Annotated in this window: 32 protein-coding genes; 11 read left to right on the top strand and 21 right to left on the bottom strand. The window is 59.6% G+C overall.

What is annotated here, in order from left to right; translation table 11 throughout:
• Positions 1 to 7 precede the first annotated feature (7 nt).
• Positions 8 to 1,060, bottom strand: coding sequence for a cysteine synthase A (gene cysK / locus DHV10_RS11410; RefSeq protein ID WP_109486437.1), 1,053 nt, complete (start codon positions 1,058 to 1,060; stop codon positions 8 to 10).
• 149 nt (positions 1,061 to 1,209) lie between these two features.
• On the opposite strand from cysK, the gene DHV10_RS11405 reads away from it, so the two are divergent.
• Positions 1,210 to 2,664 (top strand): pyridoxal phosphate-dependent decarboxylase family protein, encoded by a 1,455-nt coding sequence (locus DHV10_RS11405; protein WP_204101389.1) that lies wholly within the window; start codon positions 1,210 to 1,212, stop codon positions 2,662 to 2,664.
• A gap of 58 nt (positions 2,665 to 2,722) precedes the next feature.
• Here the strand turns inward: DHV10_RS11405 and DHV10_RS11400 are convergent, their stop codons facing one another.
• Positions 2,723 to 3,259 carry a DinB family protein gene (locus DHV10_RS11400; protein ID WP_109486435.1) on the bottom strand — a complete coding sequence of 179 codons (537 nt, stop codon included), beginning with the start codon at positions 3,257 to 3,259 and terminating at the stop codon, positions 2,723 to 2,725.
• Positions 3,260 to 3,497: 238 nt separating this feature from the next.
• Between DHV10_RS11400 and DHV10_RS11395 the strand changes: the two genes are divergently transcribed.
• A complete protein-coding gene (locus tag DHV10_RS11395; protein WP_239461511.1) occupies positions 3,498 to 4,277 on the top strand; it encodes a DoxX family membrane protein in 780 nt (259 codons plus the stop codon).
• A 45-nt stretch (positions 4,278 to 4,322) separates the two neighbouring features.
• Here the strand turns inward: DHV10_RS11395 and DHV10_RS11390 are convergent, their stop codons facing one another.
• Together DHV10_RS11390 and DHV10_RS11385 are read right to left on the bottom strand one after the other, a co-directional pair.
• The gene (locus tag DHV10_RS11390) at positions 4,323 to 4,961 is read right to left on the bottom strand and encodes an RNA polymerase sigma factor (protein ID WP_109486433.1); all 639 of its coding nucleotides are present in this window, start codon (positions 4,959 to 4,961) and stop codon (positions 4,323 to 4,325) included.
• A gap of 111 nt (positions 4,962 to 5,072) precedes the next feature.
• Positions 5,073 to 5,507, bottom strand: coding sequence for a hypothetical protein (locus DHV10_RS11385; RefSeq protein ID WP_109486432.1), 435 nt, complete (start codon positions 5,505 to 5,507; stop codon positions 5,073 to 5,075).
• Positions 5,508 to 5,572: 65 nt separating this feature from the next.
• Between DHV10_RS11385 and DHV10_RS11380 the strand changes: the two genes are divergently transcribed.
• Entirely contained in the window at positions 5,573 to 6,277 is a 705-nt protein-coding gene (locus DHV10_RS11380; protein WP_239461508.1) for a DUF4126 domain-containing protein, read from the top strand.
• Between the two features lie 71 nt (positions 6,278 to 6,348).
• On the opposite strand, the gene DHV10_RS11375 is transcribed toward DHV10_RS11380, so the two are convergent.
• On the bottom strand, positions 6,349 to 6,762 hold the full coding sequence (locus DHV10_RS11375; RefSeq protein WP_109486563.1) for a DUF302 domain-containing protein: 414 nt from the start codon (positions 6,760 to 6,762) through the stop codon (positions 6,349 to 6,351).
• Between the two features lie 153 nt (positions 6,763 to 6,915).
• A complete protein-coding gene (locus DHV10_RS11370; protein WP_109486431.1) occupies positions 6,916 to 7,368 on the bottom strand; it encodes a DUF1569 domain-containing protein in 453 nt (150 codons plus the stop codon).
• A gap of 520 nt (positions 7,369 to 7,888) precedes the next feature.
• Here DHV10_RS11370 and DHV10_RS27750 point away from each other — a divergent pair.
• Positions 7,889 to 8,077, top strand: coding sequence for a hypothetical protein (locus DHV10_RS27750; RefSeq protein ID WP_239461559.1), 189 nt, complete (start codon positions 7,889 to 7,891; stop codon positions 8,075 to 8,077).
• Here the strand turns inward: DHV10_RS27750 and DHV10_RS27745 are convergent.
• Together DHV10_RS27745 and DHV10_RS11355 are read right to left on the bottom strand one after the other, a co-directional pair.
• The gene (locus tag DHV10_RS27745) at positions 8,018 to 8,164 is read right to left on the bottom strand and encodes a type II toxin-antitoxin system RelE/ParE family toxin (RefSeq protein ID WP_239461505.1); all 147 of its coding nucleotides are present in this window, start codon (positions 8,162 to 8,164) and stop codon (positions 8,018 to 8,020) included. The two genes, DHV10_RS27750 and DHV10_RS27745, sit on opposite strands and share 60 nt — an antisense overlap.
• Positions 8,155 to 8,451 (bottom strand): ribbon-helix-helix domain-containing protein, encoded by a 297-nt coding sequence (locus DHV10_RS11355; protein ID WP_109486562.1) that lies wholly within the window; start codon positions 8,449 to 8,451, stop codon positions 8,155 to 8,157. Before DHV10_RS11355 ends, DHV10_RS27745 begins: the two co-directional genes overlap by 10 nt.
• Positions 8,452 to 8,685: 234 nt before the next feature.
• Between DHV10_RS11355 and DHV10_RS11350 the strand changes: the two genes are divergently transcribed.
• Positions 8,686 to 9,345, top strand: coding sequence for a hypothetical protein (locus tag DHV10_RS11350; RefSeq protein ID WP_109486429.1), 660 nt, complete (start codon positions 8,686 to 8,688; stop codon positions 9,343 to 9,345).
• Between the two features lie 83 nt (positions 9,346 to 9,428).
• Here the strand turns inward: DHV10_RS11350 and DHV10_RS11345 are convergent, their stop codons facing one another.
• The 5 genes from DHV10_RS11345 to DHV10_RS11325 all read right to left on the bottom strand — a co-directional run bounded on the left by DHV10_RS11345 (position 9,429) and on the right by DHV10_RS11325 (position 13,500).
• A complete protein-coding gene (locus tag DHV10_RS11345; protein ID WP_109486428.1) occupies positions 9,429 to 9,905 on the bottom strand; it encodes a hypothetical protein in 477 nt (158 codons plus the stop codon).
• Between the two features lie 270 nt (positions 9,906 to 10,175).
• The gene (locus DHV10_RS11340; RefSeq protein ID WP_162601441.1) at positions 10,176 to 10,700 is read right to left on the bottom strand and encodes a lipocalin-like domain-containing protein; all 525 of its coding nucleotides are present in this window, start codon (positions 10,698 to 10,700) and stop codon (positions 10,176 to 10,178) included.
• A 64-nt stretch (positions 10,701 to 10,764) separates the two neighbouring features.
• Positions 10,765 to 11,262, bottom strand: coding sequence for a hypothetical protein (locus DHV10_RS11335; RefSeq protein WP_109486426.1), 498 nt, complete (start codon positions 11,260 to 11,262; stop codon positions 10,765 to 10,767).
• Positions 11,263 to 11,629: 367 nt separating this feature from the next.
• Positions 11,630 to 12,532 (bottom strand): DUF4238 domain-containing protein, encoded by a 903-nt coding sequence (locus DHV10_RS11330; protein WP_109486425.1) that lies wholly within the window; start codon positions 12,530 to 12,532, stop codon positions 11,630 to 11,632.
• A 101-nt stretch (positions 12,533 to 12,633) separates the two neighbouring features.
• Entirely contained in the window at positions 12,634 to 13,500 is an 867-nt protein-coding gene (locus tag DHV10_RS11325) for a DUF2806 domain-containing protein (RefSeq protein ID WP_109486424.1), read from the bottom strand.
• Between the two features lie 106 nt (positions 13,501 to 13,606).
• On the opposite strand from DHV10_RS11325, the gene DHV10_RS11320 reads away from it, so the two are divergent.
• Entirely contained in the window at positions 13,607 to 14,635 is a 1,029-nt protein-coding gene (locus DHV10_RS11320; RefSeq protein ID WP_109486423.1) for a radical SAM protein, read from the top strand.
• Positions 14,636 to 14,847: 212 nt separating this feature from the next.
• Here DHV10_RS11320 and DHV10_RS11315 read toward each other — a convergent pair whose 3' ends face one another.
• The 4 genes from DHV10_RS11315 to DHV10_RS11305 form a co-directional block, all read right to left on the bottom strand.
• Positions 14,848 to 15,342, bottom strand: coding sequence for an SRPBCC family protein (locus DHV10_RS11315; RefSeq protein ID WP_109486422.1), 495 nt, complete (start codon positions 15,340 to 15,342; stop codon positions 14,848 to 14,850).
• A 32-nt stretch (positions 15,343 to 15,374) separates the two neighbouring features.
• Complete coding sequence (locus tag DHV10_RS11310; protein ID WP_109486421.1) at positions 15,375 to 16,064, bottom strand: DsbA family protein; 690 nt, start codon at positions 16,062 to 16,064, stop codon at positions 15,375 to 15,377.
• Positions 16,065 to 16,170: 106 nt separating this feature from the next.
• Positions 16,171 to 16,311, bottom strand: a complete 141-nt coding sequence (locus DHV10_RS27090) for a hypothetical protein (protein ID WP_162601440.1) — start codon at positions 16,309 to 16,311, stop codon at positions 16,171 to 16,173.
• A 95-nt stretch (positions 16,312 to 16,406) separates the two neighbouring features.
• Positions 16,407 to 16,886 carry a hypothetical protein gene (locus tag DHV10_RS11305; RefSeq protein ID WP_162601439.1) on the bottom strand — a complete coding sequence of 160 codons (480 nt, stop codon included), beginning with the start codon at positions 16,884 to 16,886 and terminating at the stop codon, positions 16,407 to 16,409.
• Between DHV10_RS11305 and DHV10_RS11300 the strand changes: the two genes are divergently transcribed.
• On the top strand, positions 16,873 to 17,961 hold the full coding sequence (locus tag DHV10_RS11300; protein WP_109486561.1) for a 3-deoxy-7-phosphoheptulonate synthase: 1,089 nt from the start codon (positions 16,873 to 16,875) through the stop codon (positions 17,959 to 17,961). The two genes, DHV10_RS11305 and DHV10_RS11300, sit on opposite strands and share 14 nt — an antisense overlap.
• Before the next feature lie 58 nt (positions 17,962 to 18,019).
• Here the strand turns inward: DHV10_RS11300 and DHV10_RS11295 are convergent, their stop codons facing one another.
• From DHV10_RS11295 to DHV10_RS11285, 3 genes are all read right to left on the bottom strand, one after another.
• Positions 18,020 to 18,745 (bottom strand): DUF6348 family protein, encoded by a 726-nt coding sequence (locus tag DHV10_RS11295; protein WP_109486419.1) that lies wholly within the window; start codon positions 18,743 to 18,745, stop codon positions 18,020 to 18,022.
• 101 nt (positions 18,746 to 18,846) lie between these two features.
• Positions 18,847 to 19,386, bottom strand: coding sequence for a macro domain-containing protein (locus DHV10_RS11290; protein ID WP_109486418.1), 540 nt, complete (start codon positions 19,384 to 19,386; stop codon positions 18,847 to 18,849).
• Between the two features lie 237 nt (positions 19,387 to 19,623).
• Entirely contained in the window at positions 19,624 to 20,091 is a 468-nt protein-coding gene (locus DHV10_RS11285; protein ID WP_109486417.1) for a hypothetical protein, read from the bottom strand.
• 311 nt (positions 20,092 to 20,402) lie between these two features.
• On the opposite strand from DHV10_RS11285, the gene DHV10_RS11280 reads away from it, so the two are divergent.
• Entirely contained in the window at positions 20,403 to 21,512 is a 1,110-nt protein-coding gene (locus DHV10_RS11280; protein ID WP_162601438.1) for a toxin-antitoxin system YwqK family antitoxin, read from the top strand.
• A gap of 175 nt (positions 21,513 to 21,687) precedes the next feature.
• Here DHV10_RS11280 and DHV10_RS11275 read toward each other — a convergent pair whose 3' ends face one another.
• The gene (locus tag DHV10_RS11275) at positions 21,688 to 22,212 is read right to left on the bottom strand and encodes a dihydrofolate reductase family protein (protein WP_109486560.1); all 525 of its coding nucleotides are present in this window, start codon (positions 22,210 to 22,212) and stop codon (positions 21,688 to 21,690) included.
• Between the two features lie 163 nt (positions 22,213 to 22,375).
• Here DHV10_RS11275 and DHV10_RS11270 point away from each other — a divergent pair, with 163 nt between their 5' ends.
• The 3 genes from DHV10_RS11270 (at position 22,376) to lpxB (ending at position 25,715) form a co-directional block, all read left to right on the top strand.
• Positions 22,376 to 23,695, top strand: a complete 1,320-nt coding sequence (locus DHV10_RS11270) for an alginate export family protein (protein WP_109486415.1) — start codon at positions 22,376 to 22,378, stop codon at positions 23,693 to 23,695.
• A 98-nt stretch (positions 23,696 to 23,793) separates the two neighbouring features.
• On the top strand, positions 23,794 to 24,231 hold the full coding sequence (locus DHV10_RS11265; RefSeq protein WP_109486414.1) for an ester cyclase: 438 nt from the start codon (positions 23,794 to 23,796) through the stop codon (positions 24,229 to 24,231).
• Positions 24,232 to 24,479: 248 nt separating this feature from the next.
• Positions 24,480 to 25,715 (top strand): lipid-A-disaccharide synthase, encoded by a 1,236-nt coding sequence (gene lpxB / locus DHV10_RS11260; RefSeq protein WP_109486413.1) that lies wholly within the window; start codon positions 24,480 to 24,482, stop codon positions 25,713 to 25,715.
• Positions 25,716 to 25,751 lie beyond the last annotated feature (36 nt).

The following is a 25,751-nucleotide window of genomic DNA, read 5'->3' as shown; positions in this document are numbered from 1 at the left end:
TGCACTCCTACTTTGGCGGCTCCAGAATGCAGCCGGGCGTGGAGCGCGCGATCTCCCACTCCTCGTCATTCATGTCCGGCAAGACATCTCCAAACAGCGGAGTGCTGAGGTAACGCTCGCCTGTGTCGGGTAACATGCACAGGATTGTGGAGCCTTTTGGCGCCTGCGAAGCTACCTGGAGCGCTCCGGTAAAGGTTCCGCCTGAAGTGATGCCCACAAAGATCCCTTCCTTCTTCGCAAGTTCCTTGCTGGAGCGCATCGCGTCCGCGTTGGGAATGCGGATGATCTGGCTGATCGCCTTCGACGACACGGCATCGCCGGTGAGCTTGGCGATGAAATCGGGGCTCCAGCCCTGCATGGGATGCGGCTTCCAACTCGGATGCGGAGCAGCGGCCGATCCGTCTGCCTTTCGTTCCTGCTCGATACCGCTGGAGAGCATCGGGGCCTCATCCGGTTCGCAAACAACGATCTTCGTGTCGGGGCGCTCCTTGGCAAGAATGCGCGCCACGCCCTTGAGCGTACCGCCGGTGCCAAAACCGGTGACCCAATAGTCCAGCCGCTCGCCTGCAAAGTCCTTCAGGATCTCCTGCGCAGTGGTTCGGCTGTGCATGTCCGCGTTGGCCTCATTTTCAAACTGGCGCGTGTAGAACCAGCCATGCTTCTCGGCAAGTTCCTCTGTCTTCTTCACCATGCCCACAGCGCGCGCAGCAGCAGGCGTAATGATGACCTTCGCACCCAGAAAGCGCATGAGCTTGCGGCGTTCGATAGAGAACGTCTCCGCCATCGTCACAACCAGCGGATAGCCTTTTGCGGCGCATACCATTGCGAGGCCGATGCCTGTGTTGCCACTCGTCGCCTCTACGACGGTCTGCCCCGGCTTGAGCTTGCCGGTGCGCTCGGCTTCTTCGATGACACCGAGGGCGAGCCGGTCTTTGACAGAACCGAGGGGGTTGAAAGCCTCTACTTTCACATAGAGGTTTACGTCTGGCGGTGCCAGCCGGTTGATTTTGACGACCGGAGTGTTGCCGACGGTCTCCGTGATGTTTGCGTGCTTCGCCATACGTGCCCTCCGCGGTGAAGGTGATTGTACAGAAGCAACTTACAGAAGATCATCAACAGATTTCGACCTTGGGCAAGGCGATAAAATGCGGGCGAGGTCACAAGAAAATGCAGCAGGCAGAGAAAGAGCAGCGGAGATCGCCGGTTTCCATGTCCGCGGAGGAGTTCAGGACTGCGGGCCATCGGCTCGTGGACCGCATCGCCGAGTTCCTCGGCTCAGTGGCCGATATGTCCGTGACTCCCGGGCAGTCACCCTCCGCGGTGCGCCAGGCTCTGAACGCCGAACAGGGTCTGCCTGAATCCGGTGCGGATGCGGCCACTTTGCTCGACCGGGCAGCGCAACTGGTTTTCGATCACTCGCTCTTCAATGCCCATCCGCGCTTCTGGGGATATGTGACCGCGGGCGCTGCGCCGATCGGCATGCTTGGCGAACTGCTCGCTTCGGCTGCAAATCCGAACTGCGGCGCATGGCTTCTTTCGCCTATGGCGAGCGAGATCGAGGGCCAGACGATCCGCTGGATAGCCGAGATGCTCAAGTACCCGACTGATTGCGGCGGCCTGTTCGTAAGCGGCGGCAACATGGCCAACATCGTCGGCTTTCTCGCAGGGCGTGCAGCCAAAGGTGGCCCAGAGATCCGCAGCAAAGGAGTCGACGGCAGGCGGCTGCGGGCTTATTGCTCGGCCGAAACGCATACCTGGATTCAGAAAGCGGCGGATATAGCCGGCCTGGGAACGGAGTCGGTGCGGTGGATCGCTGCTGATGACGGATTTCGAATCGACGTAGAAGCCCTGCGATCGCGCATTCGCCAGGACATTGCGAGCGGTGACAAGCCGTTTCTGGTGATCGGAAACGCAGGAACGGTCAGCACCGGAGCCGTAGATGACCTCAAAGCTCTGGCTGAACTCTGCCGCGAGTTTGGCCTGTGGTTCCACGTGGACGGTGCGTATGGGGCAATGGCCGCTGGAGCCCCGGAAGCTTCACAACTCTTCGAAGGCCTGGAGCTGGCCGATTCGCTCGCAGTCGATCCGCACAAGTGGCTGTACGCGCCGATTGAGGCAGGCTGTACGCTGGTGCGGGATGTGGCTAGCTTGCGCGATGCATTCTCGTATCACCCGGCGTACTATCACTTTGGCGTCGAGGCGACGAATTACTTCGACCTCGGCCCGCAGAACTCCCGGGGATTTCGCGCGCTGAAAGTGTGGCTGGCTCTGCAGCATGCCGGCCGTGAGGGATACGCGCAGATGATCTCGGACGACATCCGCCTGTCCCGGGCCATGTACGACGCCGTGTCGCGGCATCCCGAACTCCAGGCCTTGACGCAGGGATTGAGTATCGCGACCTTTCGCTACGTGCCCACTGAAGTGGACCGCAGTGATCAAGCTGGAGACGAGTACCTGAACAAATTGAATCAGGAACTGCTCACGCGCTTGCAGCAGGGCGGCGAAGCATATCTCTCGAACGCGGTCATCGGAGGCAAGTACGCACTACGCGCCTGCATCGTGAACTTCAGGACCACGCTGGAAGATGTGGAGTCCGTCCCGGATCTGGTCGTGCGGATCGGGAGAGATGTGCACGCTGAGCTAAGACAACGAACCGCTGTTTAAGAGCCCGTAGATCGGCTGACCGATCTGCACAAACTCGGTCAGCCGACAAACTACACAGTTATTTCACGCCTTTATCTGGATTCCAGACGCCCTGCTGCTTGCGCACGTACAGAATCTGGCCCACATGGTACGCATTGTGTGCGCCTACGTGCGCGATCAGCGAAGCGTTCGCGGCGAGTTTCTCGTCGTTGGCTTCGTTCACGGCCTTTTCCCAGTCGGCGAGCACCTGGTTGAGCTTCTTGACAAGGTCGGTCCACTGATCGGCAGTGAACTTGTCGAAGGTGTCGTTGTTGTTTCCGTCGAACTTGGGATTCTTTTCGCCCTTGAAGTCGTTCAGTGCCCGCTGATCCCAGTACCAGATGTGATATGCGAGTTGGCCGACGGAGTGATTCCCTTTCCCTGGAGTCCACATCGCCTGCTCGGCAGTCAGGCCGTCTACAGCGGTGCTGACCGGCACGAACCAGTCTTCCTGGTCGTGCGTTGTTCGCAACTGCTCCAGGAGAACGCCCCGAAGCGTGGTCGGCGGTTGTTTCTTCTCAGGCGTCTGCGCGGCAAGAGGAACAGCCAGCAGGAGGAGGAATGCAAGCTTTCTCATCGGATGTGACCTCGTAGTGCGCTGAGTATAACGCTCCCGCCGCACACTGGGAATCCGGCAGATTGCACCCGCAGTCCGGTTCGTCACCTGAGCGCGGTGGAACAGCACAGCCGTCTGGAAAACCAGTCAACGGTCGGGTAGGGTCGTAGCTCTCATGATCAACGCGCCGCAATTGATTCAACCTGCACCACGCACCTTAGCTGCACCCGCAACGTCGAGAACCTCGCAGCAACCTGCCTTGGCCCTGTTTGCCATTGGCCTCATCGGAATGGGCGTCCTGGGGTCGGTCTACGGCGACTTCGCCATGGGCTGGCAGCCCGTCGCTCCGTGGTTCCCTGCGCGGACCGCGTTGGCCTACGTATCAGCCGTGCTGATGATCGGCTGCGGTGCAGCCCTATTTTTCCCCTCCACAACAAAATGGGCGCTCAGAACCCTGCTGCCTTACCTGGTTCTCTGGCAGATGCTCAAGTTCCCTGCCCTGGTGGTTGCCCCGAAGATGGAGGCCGTCTATCTCGGCTTCGGAGAACTCGCCGTCCTGCTCGCCGGCGGCTGGACGCTGTTTGCCCGGCTGGGCGATGCGGAAGAAACAAGATTCGCCTGGGCGGGCGGGGAGCGCGCTGTTCGCTGGTCGCGCTACTACCTTGCAGTCTGGATCGTTCCGATCGGGCTATCGCACATGCTTTACACCAAGCCCACCATGGATTTGATTCCGGCGTACTTCCCGGACAAGATCTTCTGGGCTTACCTGACCGGGCTCGGCCAGATCGCTTCGGGACTAGGTCTGCTGTTCGGGGTCTTTCCGCGCATTGCCGCCTGGGCCGAAGCCATTCAGATTTCTCTCTATGCGCTCCTGATCTGGCTGCCTGCCATTCTGCTCAACGGCAAGAATCTAGGTCCGACCTTTGTCCACGCGGATCGGCGCCTGAGCTTCACCGCGTTTCTCATCTCATGGATCATTGCGGCCGGCGCTTGGGCAGTCGCGCAGAACACTCCATCGAAATACCCGGGAAAAAAATGAGCGCCGGAGGCGGCGCTCGAAGCGATTCAGGTACCACATGAGAACTCACATCCGGTAAGCACTCCTGTGCTCAGCGGGGTTGAGCATGCCGTCATTGCGGGAGCCCATCCGCCGGGAGAGGGCCGTTCCGAGAAGCCTCTTACCGCGAAAGACACGAGACTTCATGGTCGCCACGCTCAGGTTCAGTGCACGCGCCGCTTCGGCCTGAGGCGTCTCCTCCAGAGCACAGACCTCGATGGCGCGCCGGCAGACGAAGCTCAGCTTGCCGACCTCTTCCCGCAGTACGGTTTCGATCTCGCGTGTCTCCCACATCTCTTCGGGGTTCTTGCGCGGATCGGGCAGGTTGATCTCGACAACGTCGCCGTCATCCTTGCTGAGGTACTCGAGCGAAAGGAACACTCGGCCGCGTCGGCTGCGCAGATGCTCGTGCGCGGTATTCTGCACAATGGCTCCTAACCAGCTGGACATCTGAGACTCTCCGCGGAACCGTGCGAGCGCTTTGTACGCCTTCAGAAAAGCTTCCTGAACGACGTCTTCCGCGTCCTCGTTGCTTTGCGTCAGGCGGCGCGCCATCCGGAGCAGCTGCGGGCGGCGCCGTTCCGCAGTTTGCAAAAACTCCTGGAGACGCGGCTCGTGTGAAGATGTGGCTGATTCAGGCTCGATCGCACTCAAGGCAATAGGCATATGCACCCGCTCCAATCGGGTGGACCATCCAGATTCAAATGAGGCTTGAATGTGGTTTTGAGCAGAACCCGTCTTACTCGAGGGAATCGGATCAGCGGGTCCGCTGCAGCATCAGGCCAGCGAGAGGGCGACGGGAGGAGCGCGGAGAGGATGGAGCGGTGAAACGAATTCGGCTGCGTTCGCCGGAGCCGGCTCAGCAAGAAGCTGCTGCCATGAACCGGAAGGCACGGCGCGGACGTCCAATGCATTCAATTGCGGAGTGTGGAACTTGTCCTGGACCTGCGTGCGGGCAACGGGGGTGATGGCGTCGTTGCGATGGTCCAGCCACATGCGCGTGCTGGCGGCCTTGGTGATGTCGCTATGCGGGAGATAATGCGAAAGCTTGAGGCCGTAGCTCCAGCCTGCCGCCATGAGCGCCAGAGCCAGAACCGGTAGAACCCGAGGCTGCAAGAGATGGCGAATGGCGAGCCTGAAGGCGGAGACCCACGCGGTCGATTGCGATCGACTGTGGCTTTCGGGTTCCGCGATGGGGAAAGATCCGGTCAACTTCCCTCAGCTCCTGGTGCCATGCAGCGAAGGTTTCACCAGTATAGACTCAGACCGCAAGCAAATTGTTTCAAAACGACAGCGTCCGGCGACAGATCGATTTCGCAGAGATCGGTTTCGCCGCGAAGGCGCCGGCAGAGCGTACACTGACGGCGATGAGGTTGCCGATTCCGGGACAGGAGCTTGTGGCGCTGATCGTCGCCGTGTCGTTTGCGGCAGGGCTGAATGTCTATGCCACAGTGGCGACGCTGGGGCTGCTGGGACATACGGGCGTTGTCGACCTGCCTTCGGGGCTGCAGTTGCTCGGCAGCTGGTGGGTGATCGGGGTCAGCGCTGCTCTCTTCGGCGTGGAGTTTTTTGCGGACAAGATTCCGGCTTTTGATTTGATCTGGAATGCGTTGCATACGTTCATCCGCATCCCGGTTGCGGGGGTGCTTGCGTGGCGCGCGACGGAACATCTCAGTCCGCGAGACCAGATGATCGCTACGCTGCTGGGCGGTTTGGTGGCGTTTGCAGCGCACGGCGGCAAGACGGCGGTGCGCGCGGTCGTAACTCCGTCTCCGGAGCCACTGTCGAATTTGGGTTTGTCGCTGGGCGAAGACGTGGTCTCGATCTCGCTGACTTGGCTGGCGACAAAACATCCGTACACTGCGGGCGCAATTGCGACGGTGCTCGTGGTGATCATCGTGCTCGCAGTGCGCTGGGTCTGGCGGGCGCTGAAGAGACTGTTCAGCGGAGCCGCGGGCGAGATGCGTGCGGAAGGCACGTAGTCGCAGCTGTCAGATCTCAGCTCTCCGCTCTCAGCTGACAGCTAACGGCTGTCAACGAGACCGCGCGCCGCTCACGCGACGGGCAGGGGAACCTTCTCCTCGGCCGATTCGTTGACGATGGCGAGGAGCGCAAACTCCACCTGTTCGGCTGTGAACTCGAGGCTGCGGCCAGGCAGCAGCTCAGCGATGACGCTGGGAAGTACAGTGCTGATTTTGGTCGAGCCGTTTTCCTGGTAGACGGCGATGGGGCACGGCATCATGAGCGCGGCGGTCAGGTCTCTCTCCAGCATCTTCGAGGCATATCTTGCGTTGCAGACCTCGACGATTTTGATTGGATCGCGAGGAAAGCCCTTCTCTGCAAGCGCAGCCGCAAGGTCGTGAATGTGAAGGACGCGGAAGCCGTGAGCGCCGCAATTCTCTTCGATCGCAGCGACGGCTTCGTCCAGCGATTTGAACGTAGAGACCGTGTAGGCAAGATTCTTCATGGGAATTCCTCCCAGGCGCGAGAGCATAGCGCGAGCGCTGAGGAATGTCTGTGATGACGAGATCCCAATCATCGCACGATGAAGCTGTGCGATGAATGGGGCACAGCTCATGGATTCCCAAAATGGGAATCCGAGAAAGGACGTCCCGAAAAGCTATACGCCGAATTGCTGGAGGTGATGGTCGATGTGCTTGTACATCCACATCGACCATTCGTCGGGGGTGAGGGGGCCGAAGAAGCTGTGGGGGTGGGTGGTACACCCGGGGGGGCCGGCGGCGGCGAAGCGCTCGATGATGGCGCTGAGCCTGGCGCACTCGGCGGAGAGGTCGCGGTCGTCGGCGACCTGGAAGCCGGGGATTGTGGGGGAATTGCGCCGCATGGGCTCGCTGGGCTGGAAGGCTTTCTTCTTGATGGCGCTGCCGATGAGGCGGCCGATGAGCATGCGCGGCGGACGGCGGTCGCCGCAGGCCAGTTCCATGCCGATGGTGCAGTGGGCCATGGCCTGGGCCGGGGTCATCTTGCCCCAGAGCGGGCGGGTGTCAGGCCGCAGGCGGGAGATGCGGTCTTTGAGTTCCTGGACGGAGTCCGGCTGCCAGAGGGTCTTCATGGGGTGCTCGTCGACGATGATAGCCTACGGGCGGCTGCGCGGGGTGTTTGCCATACCCTATCCCCACTTCCGGATTTGTTTCAGGCGTGGTTTTCTTCTAAATTCCAGACAACAATAGGTTTAATGGTCGACCGGTTCCGGTTTTCCGGCAGAATATAGATTCAATTGCACTTAGGTGCTCCCTATCCTGTTAATCAAGCCGTTTTGGCGCGATGCACCGGACTCAATCTGGTTCTTGAGAGGCCGTGATTTCGGACCTGGCCGCCTCGATCCGGCGCCGGTCACTGACAGCAAGGCGAACGACGAGCTTCTGGCCCTGGCGCTTGTGCGGTTTGCAGAGCAGGCATCCGGCCCGGGTCGATTTCGGTCCTTTGCGTTTGAAGTTGGCCATCGATACAGCGCCGCCCATGCAGATGAGTCACTGTATCCATTATGACGATTTCGTCGAAATAGACTGCAAAACGGACAGAAGAATTTTTGGCGCCCAGCATCGAGCGTTAAGTCGAGCCTACGGTTCGAGATGCGAGAGATCCCGGCCGCCGTAGACGACCCGTTCTATTCGAACCGAATTGCCGAAAAGACGAAAGAGAATGACGTACTGGCCATGGACGGCAAGCCGAGCCTCTTCGTCGATTTCCGGGCGAAGCTGTTACACGAGCGGATTCTGTGCGATGAAGTAGAACTTTGCGCGAATTTCGCGGATGAATGAGATCGCACGCGGTGGATTGTCTTCAGCTATGAACGAGGCGATAGCATCGAGATCGCTTTCTACGAAGCGCGATAGCTCTAGGCGCATTCCTTTTTGTCTCCCGCTGAATCAGCAAGAGACTGGTACTTCCGCTCGAGCCGGTCGAAGACCTCTTCAGGGGAAACGGTTGGGGAACGATCGTCCATGGCTTCCTTCCAAACGCGGCGCAGTTCATCAAGCCCGTGCTCACGAAGGGTGCGCTTATAGGACCAGTCGCGGAGTGCCTCGCGGATGACCTCGCTTGAGGAGGCATACTCGCCGGATTCGACAGCTTCGCGGACGGTGCTGACCATCTCTTTGGGGAGCGCGACGCTGATCTTCTCAACGGGAGGCATGGTAGGAAGAATTCCTACTCTTAACTTAACACGATTATAACCGTATATCACTTCGGCATGTCCACCCTGCCAGCCTCTGAACGACAAGAATTTGGTCTGCGCGAGTTTGAGCGAATTTGCGAGCCAACGAGGCTCAAACGGGTGTAATGTAGCGGGCATTCCTCTCTCCCCCGCGAGCAACGCGTTCCGTTGCCTACCGGCCAGGGGCCGCATTTCATCCCCGGAGGTCTTCCAGTGCATCGACATGGTTTCTCTGTTGCGATCGCTCTCGCAGCATCGATCGCATTTGCTTCTACAACGATGAACGCCTATGGACAGGTGAGCGGCCAGCGCACCTTTGCCAAGGCATCTGTCGAACCCGCAACCGACTACGCCAACGGCAGTACGATCTTTCTGCTGACGCCGGTCAAGGCCCCGTTCCCGTCGAAGGCGAATCCGGTGGCAACGGCGCCGCTGTATCTGCCCCTCTACCCAATGTCGTCGACGGTGGTGGCCGGCGAGCTGAACTGCCAGCCGACGAACTGCGATCACGCGAACGTGCTGCCCTTCCCTGATCCTGGCTTCTACGGCGCGCTAGCGGGAAACAACGCCGCGTGCGCCGACTTCAACGGCGGCCAGCCGTGCGCGCTGGTGAAGGGACACGATCACCTGGTGGGAAAGGCAAGCACGCACGGCGACTTCAACGTGGCGTGGACGGTGTACCCGGTGATCTTTACGCACAAGGCGTTCGGAGACGGCATGATCAACGTGCGGATCAGAACGCTGACGCAGCTGATGGCCGAGCGGGACAGCGGCGACGTGGTGATCGCGCCGCAACTGGTCACATTCAATTGCTCCATCACGTCGGCGCAGACGTACGCGCTGGGAACACCCGTGGTGATTCCGTTCCCGTAGGCGTTAGGGATCACGGATCGGGAAGCGGGCTCGATGGGAGGGGAGCGGGACGACACCGCGCCCCTCTCCCGATCAGCCGGCAATCATTGCTTTTCGTAGACGAGGGTGACGGTGATGGGCTTGCCGTCGGCGTCGGTGCCTCTGGCCCGGGTGGTCATGGTCTTGCCACCGGCGGCGACGGTGATGCGGCCATGGACGTGGTACTTCGTCTTGCCGCTTTTGGCGTCGTAGGTGAAGGCGTTGTCGCTGATCTTTTTGATCGAGACGGTATCGTAGGGCGCTCCGGTGCCGGAGACCGTGGCGGCAGAACCGTCGTACTTGGCGGTGTAGGTGGCGTTGATGGCGGTGCCGTCGGAGCGCTCGCCGCTGTTCGACACTTTGACTCCATCGCCTGCGGCCTCGCGGACCGAGGTGACGTTCTTCACGGGGAGCGGGCCGGGCGTGTATTTGCTCTTCTCGACATTCATCTTCCAGGTGCCGAGCGAGTTGTCGGCCGCGAAGGCGGCGGCGGTTGAGGTGAGGACCAGAGTAGCGAGAGCAAGTTTGAGGAAGCGTTGCATCCGAGTTCTCCTTGATTGGGTCATGGAATGAAACCGGTTATGACTCAGGAGCGTTTCGAATGGCGGTTGGGGGAGAAGGGCCCGTTTCGAAAGCGGAGCCAATGTAAGGCGGGGGTTGCGGGGGAGTCAAGGCGAAACTGAGGTGGGGTGGCAAGGTGGGATTCGGGCAAAAAGAGAAGCAGATCCTTCGCTTACCACCCCCACGCTGAAGACTGCGCGTGGGCCCCGTGCACTCAGGATGACAGCTTTCAATTTTAGGTTCAGAAGCGCTTATTGCGAATTGGTGACGCGCTCCCATACGAGGCGGCGCTGATGATCCTCGCCCATTTCGTGGGCTTTGGCAGTGAGGGTGAGGCGATTGCCCTGGAGCGATGCGCCGCGAACGCCGTCCTGATCGCGTTCGCCGGGCATAAGCGATTGGCGGATGTGATGGGTGACGGTTGAGGCGGAGTCGTCGATGGTCCACGTGCCGTAGTAGGCGTAGTAGCCGTCGGCGGCGGCGGATTTATCGGAGGGCGAGGCTTTGAGGAATTCTTCGCGTGAGGTGGTGCGGGGGACGGTGGGTTCGGGGTCGGCGACGATCTGGACGCTCATCCATCCGCTGCGGTCGTAGACGAGGAGTCCTTCGGGATGCTCGCCGTAGAAGGGATGGATGATTTCACCGCCGGGCCGCAGGGTTTCGATGCTGACGAGACGCCACGCGCCGGGGAGCTGGTCTTTAAGGGCAGGTGACTTCTGGGCGAGAGTGAACGTTGCGTTGCAGAGCAGGAGAAGCATGCAGAGGCGCTGACGCAAACCGACCTCCTTCGAAAGCGAGGCAAGTCTAGCATGGATGCGGAACGGGCAAGAGGGATGGAATTTACCGCCCGAACTTTCCTCTACGGAAGCTCTTCAGGAACCTGGAGGGGCGCGAAGTCGAGGCAGCCTGTTCCGCTGCAGATGGAGACGAGGCGGCCGCTATGTCCCGGTTCTTGTTGATCAGATGCGTGACGATCATAAGATAGCTTTCCGCCACGCTCAGGGCATCGGGCGAGCCGACATCGTTGCTGGGGATATCATAGAACCTGCCGTTGAGGCCCTCAGGGATGCGGTAGAACCAGTGAAGCATCGCCGTGGTTCCGTCGGGGAGACTTCTCTCAACGAATTCGAGGACGTCGGCGCGGTCGGGCTTTCCGAGAGGGTGCTCACCGTGACTCAACATCCACGCCACCGAGGCACCCATCATGGCTTCGTAGGCAACTAGCACCGCGAGATCCGGATCATCTTTGAGGAGTTTGCGTGCGATGGCGTGTTGCTTCTTCGCGCGATCGAGCATCCAGAGCACCTGTCGGGGATCGATCTCGGGTTCCTGGGACATGGGCACCGGCTTTCTGCGCTGCCGAGGAGTGCTTGGAGTGTAATCGATCAGCGTGGTGGGGCGAGCGGGGCTTGAAGGAACGGTCTACCTCAGCCTTTCAGCAGAAACACAAAAAGCAGATCCTTCGCTTACCACCCCACGCTGAAGACAACGTGTGGTGCCTCGTGCGCTCCAGGATGACAGCCTCGTTGTTTAGGAGAGTTGATCAGAGGTACTGGAGTGGCGGCGGTCGAAGGGCGAGGGTCACCTGACGCGGATCAACGATATCCAGACGAACCTGATGGAGGCGGAGCGGCGGATGGGGAGCGGGAAGTAGTCGCTCTGTGCGCGGAGTTTGCCGGGGGCCGATATTGGGCGCCCGAGTTGATCAATAGTCAGCTTTCTCAATACTTGGGCCACCCGCCTGATTCTCCCATGCGTCTGGGGGAGCTTCGCGAACGACAAACCAAGCCTCGTTGAGATTGCCTTTCCAAGAAATGAACTCCTGATCGGCAAAGAAATATGTTGTGCGATTGACTTCATCCAGCAGCGATTTAGGTATCTCAGTGTAGAGATAGCGCATGGGCTTCCATGTGTATAGAGCCAACTCTTGAGGTGAGAGAGGAAGCGCAACTTCGATCTCCTTCTGAAGCAGGCCAGGAGATCGGTAAAGTGGAGGTAGCTTGTGCGCGCCAGGGTTGTACATCGCTGCGGGTGCATCAGAAGTGATAAAGCCATCCGGATCTTTGGTCGTAAGGATGGTGAGTGACATCGTCGATAAGACCGGTGCCGCCGATTTGATCGTATTGATTGCCAGATCTGGATGCGAGTTTGCCAGGGATTCTTCGAGCTTCTGGGAGAGAGAAGGCTCTGCCGCGCCAACCTTTTTCTCCATTCGTCTTAACTTCTCGACCTGTTGCTTCCATTGCTCGAGCCAATAGTCACCTTGCTTCTTCGAACGGCCCAACATTGCCGCACAGAAGATTGCGGTTTTCGCTCGTTGGAGGGGAGTGAGAGTTTGGCGACGACGGATCGTCTTCAGAATCAACTGGAAATCATTTTCAGTCTGAGCAAGCGTGTTTTCGACGGATAGATCCCGTCCGCCGTCATTCAGTTTGATTGTGTAACGGTCCGTTTCAAGAAAGGTCTTCTCCGGTGATCTCCGCCATTTCTTTGAGCGATCTTTCGATATCCTCCATATCGCTCCGGTCTGTCCAGCAGGAGTGACAGGATCGACCCAGGCAGCTAGATATGATCGAGGGATCGTGTGCTGTCTGCTATGTGATGCCATACATTCCCAAATGCAATACTTATCTGCGGTCTGATGAATTGGTAAGTCATTAAAGAGGCTTATCCTGCTCCGGGGTTAGCTCGTAAGCTGAGATTCAAAGTCTAGTCGGCATTTGGACTTGAAAGGAGGGTCGGTGAGAACCCCTTTTTAGTCCATTCCTCCAGAACATAGTTGAAGAACTCGTCAATTCTCTTGGCAGCGCAGACGCGTGATAACTCAGTGCCTGCCTTTGTGAAGAGCGTCGTTCCACATGGAAATTGGTTGTCTCGGTCGTTCTGCAAGGTAAGACCTACTTCGGTACCGAAGTATGCAACTCGGAGTCGTTGACTTACACCGATTCGGGAGAAGCCCACAGAGTGGTCGAATCGAATGAGGCCAAGAGTTTCCAAATGGGACAATGCTCTGAAGTCGATTCCATAGTTCTCGTAGACTTGGACCGGAAGGCGAAGAACGAGTGGGATTGCTTCTCCGATTGTCCAAACGAACCCGCATAATGCTGTGAATAGCTCCGCGTCAGGCTTCTCTAAATCCGCGATAAGATTCACGGTCTTACGTGAGAAAGACCGTGGCGAATTTGCTTCACTCGCGAGTATTGCACCCCAGATTTGCTGCATGTCTGAATCGGAGACTATTCGAGATTTGTCGAAGAAGTTCGTGATCCAGTCATCATCGATCTCTCGTGGCTCTGCTTCGTCCTTCAGTAGAGGGAGTGCTTTGGCAGTGATCTCCTCAATGTTCCCTTGCTTTTTGCCCTCCTCTGTGAGAAATCGAAGCAATGCCCGCTGTTGAATGTCGGACACTTGAATTCGCGATTCCGCTCGAATCCTCTCTGCTTCTGCATCTGCTTTAGCAACTCGTACGATCTGCCACGGTTTGCATATTCCACCAACTGCATCGGACACCTTTTCTATCAAAGCGGTGGCTGGTTTCGAGAGGTCACCTAGATTGATCAGCGAGTTGCTGCTCATGCTTTGGCCCACTTTCTAGAAGTCGCGTGCTAAATGAATTGAACCATAGGCCGAGACGGCACGCCGTGACCACGTGACAAGTCAGCCAATATGTTTCAATAAAGGGATGGGTGTTCGGAGGCGGGAGACGGCGCGGGGGAAATGGATTGCGGCTACGCGCAAGGCGCGGGAGTACGCGATGGTGGCGAAAGCGCTGGCTTCGACGTCGCATCCTGTTCTGGCACAGATAGTTCCGGCGCGGTTCTGCAATCTGTCGTGCGCCTACTGCAACGAGTACGACAAGGTGTCCGCACCTGTGCCGCTCGAAGAGATGTACCGGCGGATCGATCACCTGGGCCGTCTGGGGACGGCGATGATCGGGATCTCGGGCGGCGAGCCGCTGACGCACCCCGACCTGGACGACATCATCCGGCGCATGCGGCGGACGGGCGCGATTGCCGGAATGATCACGAACGGGTATCTGCTCAACGTCGAAAGAATCGAGCGGCTGAACCGGGCGGGCCTCGACCACATGCAGATCTCAATCGACAACGTTGAGCCGGACGAGGTTTCCAAAAAAAGTCTCAAGGTTCTGGACAAGAAGCTGCAGATGCTCGCGGACCATGCCGAGTTCCACGTGAACATCAACTCGGTGGTGGGCGGGGGCTTCAAAGACCCCAACGACGCGCTGGTGATCGGCAAACGGGCGCTGGAGCTGGGGTTCGAGTCGACGATCGGAATTATTCACGATGGCGACGGGCAGCTGAAGCCGCTGGGCGAGGAAGAGTCGAAGATCTACTTTGCGATGCGCGACCGGAAGAAGACGAACTACGCGCAGTTCGATGCGTTTCAGAACGCGATTGCGAAGGGCGAGACGAACGACTGGCGGTGCCGGGCGGGGTCGCGGTACCTGTATATCTGCGAGGACGGGCTGGTGCACTACTGCAGCCAGCAGCGGGGGTACCCGGGGGTTCCGATTGCTGAATATACAACCGCCGACGTGAAGCGCGAATTCCTGACTGCGAAGTCTTGCGCGCCGCATTGCACGATTGGGTGCGTGCACCGGATCAGCTATATCGACCACTGGCGGGCGCCGCAGACGAGTGAGGTGAGCCCGGGCGGTGGGGCGAGCGAGCTGGTGAACATCAGGACATAGGCGATTGAGGGAGCTATCAGCCTTCAGCTATCAGCTTTCAGTAGAAACGGACGGGGCGATTGCCCCGTTTTTTTATGGTTCGCAGGGGCTGAGGCCCAGCAGTCTTGTTGGGCTTTTACGGCAGGACTGAAGTCGTGCCCTGATTACAAGGCGAGAACTGAGAGCTGAAGGCTGAGAGCTGAACACTGACAACTGGGAACTGACGACTCTCTTTACGATGTTTGGGCGGTGGGGTGGATTTCGTCGGCGAGGCGGGCGGGGACGGAGACGACGTAGTTGGCGGGGAGGTTTTCGCAGAACTGCTTGAGGCCGTCGCCTTCGCGGGTGAGGTAGTCCCAGATGAGGCTGCGGTAGACGCGGGCGACGACTGCGCTGAGCGGACCGGTGTAGTGGAGCGAGAGGGAGACGCGGGAGTGGTTCTTGAAGGTCTCGACCTGGTGGCGGCCGACGATTTTGACGCCGAAGGCGCGGGTGGTCCAGCCGAAGACGCGGCGGCGGTCGTCGAGCGAGGTGACGCACCAGACGGCGGGCATGAGGCGGGGCTGCCAGATGCGAGTTCGGCTGCCGAGGGTGAGCGGGCCGACTTCCATGCGCTGGATGCGGGAGACGGAGGTGGTCCACTCGGGCCAGCGTTCTACGTCGAGAAGAACCGACCAGACGCGTGCCGGAGAGACGTGAATTTCGACCTCGTAACGAAAATCAGACATAGCAAAGACAGAGGGCCCGGACCTGCCGTGCGCTACTTATGCGCTGTTTTAACTGATGCAGATTTAGTGTCGGCAATCGCCTGATCGATCAGTTGAAAAAGCTTGGTGCGGTCGACGACTTCGACGAAGGGGGCGCCTTTGCTGTTGGAAGTAGAGACCCAGATGGTGGGTGTGTGCTCGATGCCGATGCGCTGCCCAAGAGCATAGTCGGCCTTGACTTCGGCGGCGAGCTTGCCCTGGGGGTCGATAGCGAACGGGAGCTGGACGTTGTGGGTTTTCGCGAAGTTCTCAGTGAACTGGCGGAGGACGTCGAGCGAGGTGATGGAGGGCTGGCTGGCAAAGACGGCGTCGCGGTAGTCGTCGCCGAGCTTCTTGCTCTTGGTGTCGAACCAGCGGGCGTTGACGGCAGCCTGGAAGCTCCAGGGGTGGAACGGGAGCGGGAAGTCGTGGCGCACCCAGGGGATGTTGTACTTGGCCGCGGCGTCTTTGAGGACGGGATTGGCGTTGGCGCAGTCGGGGCACTCCATGTCTTCGAATTCGATGATGGCGACGCGGGCGCCGGCGGGGGGCTTGAGCGCGGCGGGGTCGTGGACGGGAGTGGTGGGAGGCGCGTTGAACTGGGCGCGGGCAGCCGGGGCGGCGGACAGGGCAAGAACAGCGGCAATGGCGGTGAGCAGGGTTGCGCGGCGCGGGAAGCTAGCCTGGGCAAAAGTGCTGTGCATGATTTCTTGGACGACTCCCTACCTCCGATTGTAACGGGTTGGGGAGAGGAAAGTTGCGGCGAGACAGAGTACCAGGGGACAAGGGGACGAGGGGGTGGGGAGTTGGTCAGGGGCGGGAGGTGGGGTCGTTGTGGGGCTGGTCGGGGTGGGAGCGTTGGCGGGTCTTCATCCACTGGCGCCATTTGTGGTCGGCCCAGAAGGAGAGGGCGAAGACGACCAGGACGAGGATGGGGAGGAGAAGCTTCATAAAGACAGTTGCCAGTTGTCAGTGGTCAGTGGTCAGTGGTCAGAGATCAGGGATCAGGGAGTTGTGAGTAACAAATTCCCCGGTTCGGCTCCGATTCAGGCGAGTTGGCTACGGGGGGAGGATAGCTTGCGGAGGGTGCGGCGTGCCAGTCCGGCGAGCCAAAAGAGGAGCAGCAGCAGGAGGGCGGTATCGATGAAGCCGGCGAAGAAGAAGACGGCGGACTCGATCGCGTGGTGCTCGCGAATGTAGATAATGCGGTCGCCGATGATGATGCCGGGCAGGTGAATGAGGTACCACTGGAGCGCGAAGGCGGGGATCTCTGCCAGGCGCGAGAGCGGATGCGGACCGGCGGGATAGCCAATGACCCAGAAGTTGATGACTTCGAGGGGCAGGGATATCAGCAGGGCGCGCCGGAGCCTGGGATGACTGGTTCTCACATTAGAACGGACGGACAAAGGGCTGTGCAGGTTGGCTGAAAAGAGCGCGGAGAGGCAAAGAGTCGCCGAGATGGCGTCCGGCCCTCGTGCGGGCGAGTCATCAACTGTTAATCTGGAGTTTCCCATGAATCCAGGCATTGAAGATCTTCGCATTCAGTGGACCAAGGTGGTCCTCCCTCCGGTGTTTCTGGAGGAGGAGAGGCCGGTTTCCGATGAGGCTATCGCGACCATCTTCAACGCCCGGCTGGCCATCTCGCGCATCCTGGCGCATCGCGATCCGCGGCTGCTGGTTCTGGTTGGGCCATGCTCTATTCACGATACGAAGGCTGCGGTGGAGTATGCGGCGCTGCTGAAAAAGGCGAGAGAGGAGTTTGCCGGCGAGCTCGAGATCGTGATGCGGGTCTACTTTGAAAAGCCGCGCACGACGGTGGGCTGGAAGGGCCTGATCAACGATCCGCATCTCGACGGGTCATACAAGATCAATGACGGGCTGCGGCTGGCGCGCAATCTGCTGCTCGATCTGGCCGACATGGCCGTGCCGTCGGGAACTGAGTTTCTCGACATGATTTCGCCGCAGTACATTGCGGGGCTGGTGAGCTGGGGAGCGATCGGCGCGCGCACCACGGAGAGCCAGGTGCACCGGCAGCTGGTGTCGGGTGTCTCGTGCCCGGTGGGGTTCAAGAACGGGACGTCGGGTGATATCCAGGTGGCCATTGACGCGATCCTGTCGGCGGCGAATTCGCATACGTTTCTGGGCCACACCAAGCACGGCCAGTCGGCCATCTTTGTCACGCGCGGCAACAACGAGACGCACATTATTTTGCGCGGCGGACGCAAGATGGTGAACTACACCGCCGAGGCCGTCGCGCAAACCTCCGAATCCATGCAGAAGGCGGGCCTGCAGCCGCGCATCATGATCGACTGCAGCCACGCCAACAGCAGCAAGGACCACAACCGACAGCCGGTTGTTTGCCGCGATGTGGCTGCGCAGATCGCGGGAGGCAATGCGGACATTATCGGTGTGATGCTCGAGAGCAATCTGGTTGCGGGAGCGCAGAAGCTGGTTTCCGGAAAGCCGCTCACTTACGGCCAGAGCATCACCGATGCCTGCATCGACTGGGACCAGACGTATCCGCTGCTGAAGGAGCTGGCAGAGGCCACGCGCGCAAGGCGCGAGTCGCTGGATCGCGTTGGGGCGGCTGCGGTTCGCTGACCGGTTTGCGAGCCTGCTCCTCTGCTTCTCGAGAAATTTCGCTTGCCCTGCGAGTCGCCTATCGTCGACGGAGAACGTAGAACTGTTTCAACAGGTACTCAGCCGGGGTCTTCGGCCACGGAAAATCCTGAACTGCCGTAAGGGCCTCCGACGAAATGAGGCCATCCACGCGGCATTCACCACCCGTAATCGCGCCCTGCTGCACGGTGACCATGATCGATATTGAATGGAATTCACTTTCGGAGGACATGAGCAGCGGCGCCACTGTCTTCAATGGTCCGAGGAGGTCTCTAGTCATATGCTCGGGCAAAGAGACTTCGGCACCGCGGACGCCAGTCAGCCCAGCGAAAGCAGCGAAGCCATCCAATGGCAGACCTGCATCACGATCTGAGGCGAGTGCCTCGAATAGCGCAATGCCGACGTACTGCGCCCATTCTTCAATCGCGGTGTCCTCTGCATCCTGATCTGTATTCGCCACTCCAACTGCTCCCAAAGTAAGCGGCTGTAGTACGCCGTCTACAAACAGGTCGACTGCCAGGGCCACAAAGAATTTCTCCCTGCTCCGCTTCCGGTTCTCGATTCGGGCGCGCACATGGACCTGCCTGCCCGCAACAGAGAGATCGGCGCCAGAATTGGATACGGTGGTCTTTGTGGGCGAGAGTTTTGCCGTAGCAGCCAGCACGCGGGCGCATCGTTCCGAAAGGTCTGTTCGTTGCCGCCTTTGAAAGATAATGGCGAGCAATCCCACAACTAGAATTACGCCTACAGCTATCGCGAATCTCATGACCGCTCATTCACCCCCGATTCTGGCCCGCTTGCCGCATTCAAAAACTCGCGGTGGCTGCTGGATTCTGCGTCCAAGTCAGCCGCCGATGAAGTTGTGCTCTACCGCTCGACTGAGCGGAAGTAGGCCTGGCACATCTTTCGTGCCGCTACATCCGCATCGAGTCCAGCGACTCCCGTTCCGAAGCCGGGGATAAGCACCCTGCGCGTGAGACCTGGAAAACCATGCTGTTGGACAAGCCGGAACACGGCGAGGCTTGCCTTGTAGACACGATTCGGTGTTGCAGGATCGGAAGGAGAGTTCAGCAGAGCCGAGAAGATGACCGCTGGATGTTCGATATTTCCAGTCTCGATCCAGACCGGCCTTTCGATGTGAAGACGTCCTGCCGGCTCAATGCGGATGTGCTGTTCCAGCTTTGCTTCAAGCTCCGGGAATAGCATCTTCAATTGAAAGTCAACTCCGGCGCTGAGCTCGCCTTCTGAGTTACTCGGTGTGACGATAACGCCGGGACCACTATGAAACAGATTTCCGAGCATGAACTTGAGGTGCTCCGGCCGCCGGCGTCCGAAGGCACTGGCCCACGAGTTCACCACGTCTGGACTTTCGTCCACAAACACGAGTTCGACGCGTTGTTCGTCCATCGCTTTCCCTATAAACGGTTGGCTGGCGCTGCTCGGTGATGGGGATCGCAGGTCCGTGTGATCATTCGCGATTTCTCGGGGGAATCGTCACGCCCATTGGAGCCGCTGATTTCTGTGTGGACTACGCATCTCTGTGGTTGTGGCAAAGGGTGTTCAGGCACGACTCCAAGCAGGCGCGAACTCACCAGAGCGCTAAAACGGGGTAAAGGTAGGGCTGTAGGGAGCGAGACGCGCGAGTTAGTTCTTCACGGTCATGGCGTGCGAGTCGACTGCCTTCTTTCCGGTGATTCCTTCGAGGCCGGTCAGGATTCCTCGGTAGTCGCGCTTGTCGGCACGGAAGGCGAAACCACCCTTCTGGCCGGAATCGTCCCAAGTCAGCCCGATGAAGTGCTTCTTCGATTTCGACAGCGCGAGCAGGCCGCCCACTCCCCAGGTCACGACCCCGAGGGCGATCGCCTCACCCACGCGCCGGTGAACGTCCTGCCCGTAGGTGATCTCAGTGACTGCGGATGCAGGGATGAGCGCCAGGTCTTTTCCGTCTTTGACGAGGCGAACGGCGGAGGCGCCGATGTGCAGTTCGACCGGGTCTCCAGCCTTCACGTTCTGAAGCGATCCACCGTCGTATCCGATTTTGAATCCGCTGTCCAGCCCCCACGCGGAGACAGGAATCATCACGCACATAAGAACAGCGACCAGCTTGATCATCTATCGCTCGGGTCTGTGTGCAACGGACAGCACCAGAAAGGGTATGGGAACTGATGCGGATAGTATGCCTTTGCAACGCGGCCGTCTATGGCCCAAAGTGAGCAGCCGGGCCGGTGAGTTTCCGTAAAGCGCGCGGGATCGATGACCGGAGCGGCTCGATAACGGCAGCTGGTGTTTCGACGCCGCGGATAGTCGGAGTTCGGGAAATAGGCTCCGTATCGGGACCAATCTCTCGCAATTCATCTGCAGGTTGTTGGCCCTTGTTCGATCTACGATATGAACGATAGGGATGATGCGGGTGGTGACGTGCGGTGAAAAGTGCGGATCTTATCGGTTTTATTGCTGTAACCTGTGTGGCTTGCGCTTCTCACATGCTTGCCCAGGAAGCCGTCACCGTACGGGCCGTGCCCGGAAATTCGTGGTCGTACAACTCAGAATTGATATTCAAGCAGGGGGCCAAAGAGATTGCGAGACAACATACGGATACATGGGGCAACATTGCACCGGTCTCCGGTACTGTTCCGGACGGTCTCGCAACAGGCTACTACCCCGATGGCAAGCCCATGATGAAAATCCCCTTCGAGCACAATCATGCGGAGGGCGTCGAACATTCCTTTTATGAGAGTGGCGCGATCGAGGGAGATTCGACGTACCGGGGCGGTATCTTAGATGGGATACGAACGGGCTATTACCTGAACGGTAGGATTAAAACGCAGGGCGAATGGCGCCACGGAAAGCCGGTACACCATAAGGTCTTCGACGAGCAGGGTCACCTGGAAATGACCACTGAAGTGAGAAGAAACACTTCGACGGAAACCCGCTTTTATCCTGACGGACGTAAGAGATCAGTTTGGACCCGCAAGGGCGATAGGGTGTCCGAAGCCAGCGAATATGGCGATGACGGCCAAGTGCGCATTCATGCCACCAAGTTTGCGACGCTGAACGAATGCCGCGTAAGTTCGGACAAGCCACTCTATGCGTCCGGTGACGCCATCGGATTCTCACTGACCTGCCGATGCAAAGGAGCCAGGGGTTGCTTTTCGCCTGGCGTGAATGCTCAGGGAGCCGTCGAGAATTCTAGCTGGACAAAGCACCTAGTGATTGAACAGGACGGAACGCAATACCTGCGAATCTCTTGCCCGATTAGCGCGATGATGAGGCTAGACCTTTACTCGAAATGGCTATTCAAAGACGGCGAACAAATCGCGCACGCACAGTACACGAGTCAGGAATCCGTGAACGATTGCGACACACGCTGGGTCAATCGAGCAGCCTATTCCGCGTGCTCTGGACACATCGACTGCATTAGAAAGCTATATGATCGGAGCGCATGTTCGCTGCCGCCTGGACATTACACGGCATGGCTTGATACGGCAGCCAAGCCCGCACAAATCTCCTTCAAAATCGAAGCTAGGAGATAAAAGCACCCCTGCGGATCAACCCGTTTTAGCGCGTTCTAGGTATCGCTGATGGAGAACCGCGTATGCGGAAATAACAAGATTTCGGAACTGGTAGGCCCTGCTGGGCTGGCATATTCCTGCATTCTTGGTCGTTGCCGTGTGCGGGATCTGGCTCTACTCCAGACCAAGCGACATTTTATGCGGGAACGCAGGTCAGCCGGATTACACCAGCGACCTGATCGGTGGCCGTTACGCGGAGCGGAGGCCGGGCAGCGGCGAAGAAGGGCTGGCCGGAGCCGAGCACGACGGGATGAACGTAGAGGCGGTACTCGTCGATGAGATCGGTGAGGGTCGCTGCGAGGTTTGGTCCGGCAACGAGAAGCTCGCCTTCGAGCTGAGACTTCAATGCGCGTATGGCTGAAGCGAAGTCGCGGTCGAGAAGCGTGGCGTTGGGGCCTGCGAAATGCAGCGTGCGCGACACAACCCACTTGGGCTTGCTGCGCCATGCTGCGGCGAATGCGTGTTCGTCCGCGTTCCAATCGGGAAGATCGGTTTGCCAGTAGCTCATGATCTCGTAGGTGCGGCGGCCGTAGAGCAGGCCCGATGAGGCGCGCGTGAGCTCGATGAAGTGGCGAAAGAGCTCGGGATGAGGCGGCCCCATGCGGGTGTGGTCGACGTATCCATCGAGGGACTGGTTGAGGGCATACACGAGTCGGGCCATCGAGCGCATCGCCTCCGGGAAACTCAGGATAGCGCCGCATGGCAGCGGGAGCAATGCGGCAGGGGCGCAGTGTGCCGCGCGCATAGGGCCCTCATTCTCTAAGGATCGGCGCCGATGAAACCAGAGTCGGGCTCTTCTCGGGACCGCGCGAAGGTTTGTCGGCATGATGAGAAAGATCGTGGTGTGCTGTTGCTGTCTGGTGATTGCGTTGAGCTCGTCTCTTGAAACCCGGTGTGCGGATAAGCGGGGGAATACGAGCACGAGTCCGGCAGGTTATCTGAATGCGGAACTGCCGTCATGGCTGAAGTTCAGCGCGGAAGAACGGATGCGCGTGGAGACGCTGGCGGGGGTTCAGTTCAGAGCGAAAGACAACACGTATCTGCTGCATCGGATGCGGCTGAGTCTCGATGCCACGCCGCTCGACTCGCTGCGGTTCTTCCTGCAGGCGCAGGATGCGCGCGTGTTCTTCACCAATGTGACGCCGCCGCCCTCGACGCAGAAGGATCCGATCGATCTGCGTCTTGGGTATGTGGAGCTTGGTAATCGCGAGACGCGCGCGCTCACACTGCGTGCGGGCAGGCAGGGGCTGGAGTTCGGCGAAGGAAGACTGCTGTCGGATGGAAACTGGTCGAATGTGGGGCGCACGTTTGATGCAGCGCGGCTCACGGTGCGGTCGAAGCGCATGCAGCTCGACGCGTTTTCGGGAGTGTCGGACAAGATCGCGATTGATGGCTTCGCCATGCCGACTCCGGGGGAGCATTTTCATGGGCTGTATGCCTCGTTTGCCAAGCTGGCGCCGGCGGCGGTCGTCGAGCCGTACGCCTTCTGGAAGCTGGAGCACGGGGTGAAGGGCGAGATTGGCCGGTCGGGCAATCTCGACGAAAAGACTGCGGGAGTGCGGTGGGCGGGAAGTCTGCCGGATCGCTTCGATTACGGCATGGAAGCGGCGATTCAACGCGGATCATATGCGGGGGAGCCGCTGTCGGCATGGGCTGCGCACACCATGCTGCGCTATAGCGGGCGCAATGCCCGGCACGCGCCGAAGGCGTGGGTTGAGCTGAATCGGGGCAGCGGAGACAGCGATGCGAAAGACGGACGTCACGAGGCGTTTGACACGCTGTTCCCCGGCAACCACGACAAAGTTGGTGCTGCCGATCAGTTCTGCTGGACCAACCTGACACATGCGCGGGCGGCTTTTCAGCAGAAGGCGGGGGCGGGGGTTTCGTTCGGTGCAGCCGAAAACTGGCTCTGGCTTACGAATCGAAGGGACGGGATCTACGGCAGCGGCAAGGTGACGATCGCCTCGAACGGATTGGAAGGGAACTTTATCGGGCATGAGCCGGATGTTCAGGCCAAGTGGAAGGTGAGCCGTCTGACGCAGCTCGAGTTCACGGCGGGGCATGTTTTCGCCGGGCACTTCCTGCGCGCAACCAATCACACGGGGATGAACAGCGTTGTGGTGAGCGTGAGCCAGGGCTTCTGAGAGTGAGGCACCGGCGTCGGGGCTTGGCAGGGCAGCATCAACATTCCTCTGTTTTCGGTGCGGAGTCTTTGCTATCCTTCGGCGCACGGGGGTCTCTCATGTCCACAGCCAATCGTGAACTTGTCCACCGCTGGTTCGAAGAGGTCTGGAACAAACAGCGCGAGGAAGCCATCGACGAGATGTTCGCCCCGGGCGGCAAGGCCTACGGGTTTCCGCAAGCGGACGCGGTGCTGGTGGGCCCGGAGAAGTTCAAGGAGATCCACCGCTCGTTCATCGCGGCGTTTCCCGATCTGCATGTCACGGTGCACGATATCGTGTGCGAGGACGACCGCGTCGCCGTAACCTGGGTGGCCCACATGACGCATCTGGGCGACGCGCTTGGCTTTGCGCCTACCCTGCAGAAGGTCGCGCTCGAGGGCTGCTCTTACCTGGTGGTGCGTGACGGGCAGATCCAGGACGGCAGGAACTACATGGAGCTGGAAGGGCTGGTTCACCGGCTGAAGGCGAGCGCGGAGTTACAGGTGGGAGCGGCGTAGGGGCCAGGATTAGCTGTTGGCTCCTGGCTCTTGGCTCTTGGCTCTTAGCTCTTAGCTCTTAGCTCTTAGCTCTTAGCTGAGAGGATCAGCCTGTCTCATCGTTGGTGATGAGTATCTCCCTCTGTCCCTTTGTCCCTCGGTCCCTTTGTCCCTTGTCCCCTCGTCGCCTTGTCCCTGCCGTCCTGTTGCCTGCTCTGCCGTTTTCCGCCCTATATCATTGAAGTCAAAGAGCGCGGACCGGGGCATGAATGTCTGATCCCTCCATCTTTATCTCCGCCGGCGAGGCCAGTGGCGAGCACTATGGCGCACTCCTGATCGACGAGCTGCGCAACCAGCTTGCGCTGTCAGGACGCGATGCCACGTTCCTCGGCATGGGCGGGCCGCGCATGGTGCAGGCCGGACTGAAGCGGATCGTCCGGTCAGAAGATGTGGCGGTCATGGGCATCACCGAGGTGGTTCGGCACCTGCCGCGGATTTACCGGGAGTTCCGCAAGCTGAAGGCCTCCATCCGCCAGCACCGGCCGGATATCGCCATTCTGATCGACTTTCCCGATATCCATTTCAAGCTAGCGGAGGAGTTTCACCGGCTTGGAATTCCGGTGATCTTCTTTGTGAGCCCGCAGCTCTGGGCTTGGAAAAAACACCGCATCAAGCTGGTGCAGAAGTACGTCAGCAAGATGCTGGTGATCTTTCCGTTCGAGGAGCCGTTTTACCGCGAGCACGGGGTGGAAGTGACGTTTGTCGGGCATCCGCTGGCGGACCTGTCGACGCCGGAGATTACGCGCGAACGCTTTGCGCGCGAAGCCGGCCTGAATCCTGAGCGCTCGTGGATCGCCCTGCTGCCGGGCAGCCGCCCCAAGGAGATCGGCGATAACCTGCCGCAGATGCTGGCGGCGGCGCGGATTCTGTCGCTGCGCGGACCGCGGGCGGCGGGTTCGCGGAAGGAATTCGAGTTCGTCATCCCTCTTGCACCTACTCTGAATGCATCCCAGCGAAAGATGCTTGCGGCGCTGGTGAGGCACCACGGCGAGGGTTTGCCCGTCCACACGGTGGACGACGCACGTGGCGCGCTGTATCACGCGCGGGCTTCGGTGGTGGCCAGCGGAACGGCGACGGTGGAAGCTGCCCTGCTGGGCAATCCGTTCATTGCCGTGTACCGGGTTTCGAAGCTGACCTACGAGATCGCGCGGCGTATCGTGAAGGTGCCTTTCGTGGCCATGCCCAACCTGATCGCCGGGAAGATGGTGGTTCCGGAGCTGATTCAAAACGCATTTACGGCCGGCAACATCGTCCGGCAGATCGAGCCGCTGCTACCGGAAGGAGCAGTTCGGGAGTCCATGAAGATGGAGCTGGCCAGGATTCGCGACCTGCTCACGATCGCCCCAGTCGGGTTCGGGGTCGAAACGGAAACTGCGATCAGCCGGGTGGCCGCCATCACTCTCAAGCAGCTCGGTTCCCCGGTGCCGGCGCCTGTGGAATCATGATGAAGCTGCATTTGCCATCTAAAGCTATGTCGCGAC

Origin of the sequence: Occallatibacter savannae (assembly GCF_003131205.1) — a bacterium.
Taxonomy (GTDB): Bacteria; Acidobacteriota; Terriglobia; order Terriglobales; family Acidobacteriaceae; genus Telmatobacter; species Telmatobacter savannae.
The sequence above is the reverse complement of the archived record's forward strand: the minus strand, read 5'-3'. Positions and strand labels throughout refer to the sequence as shown.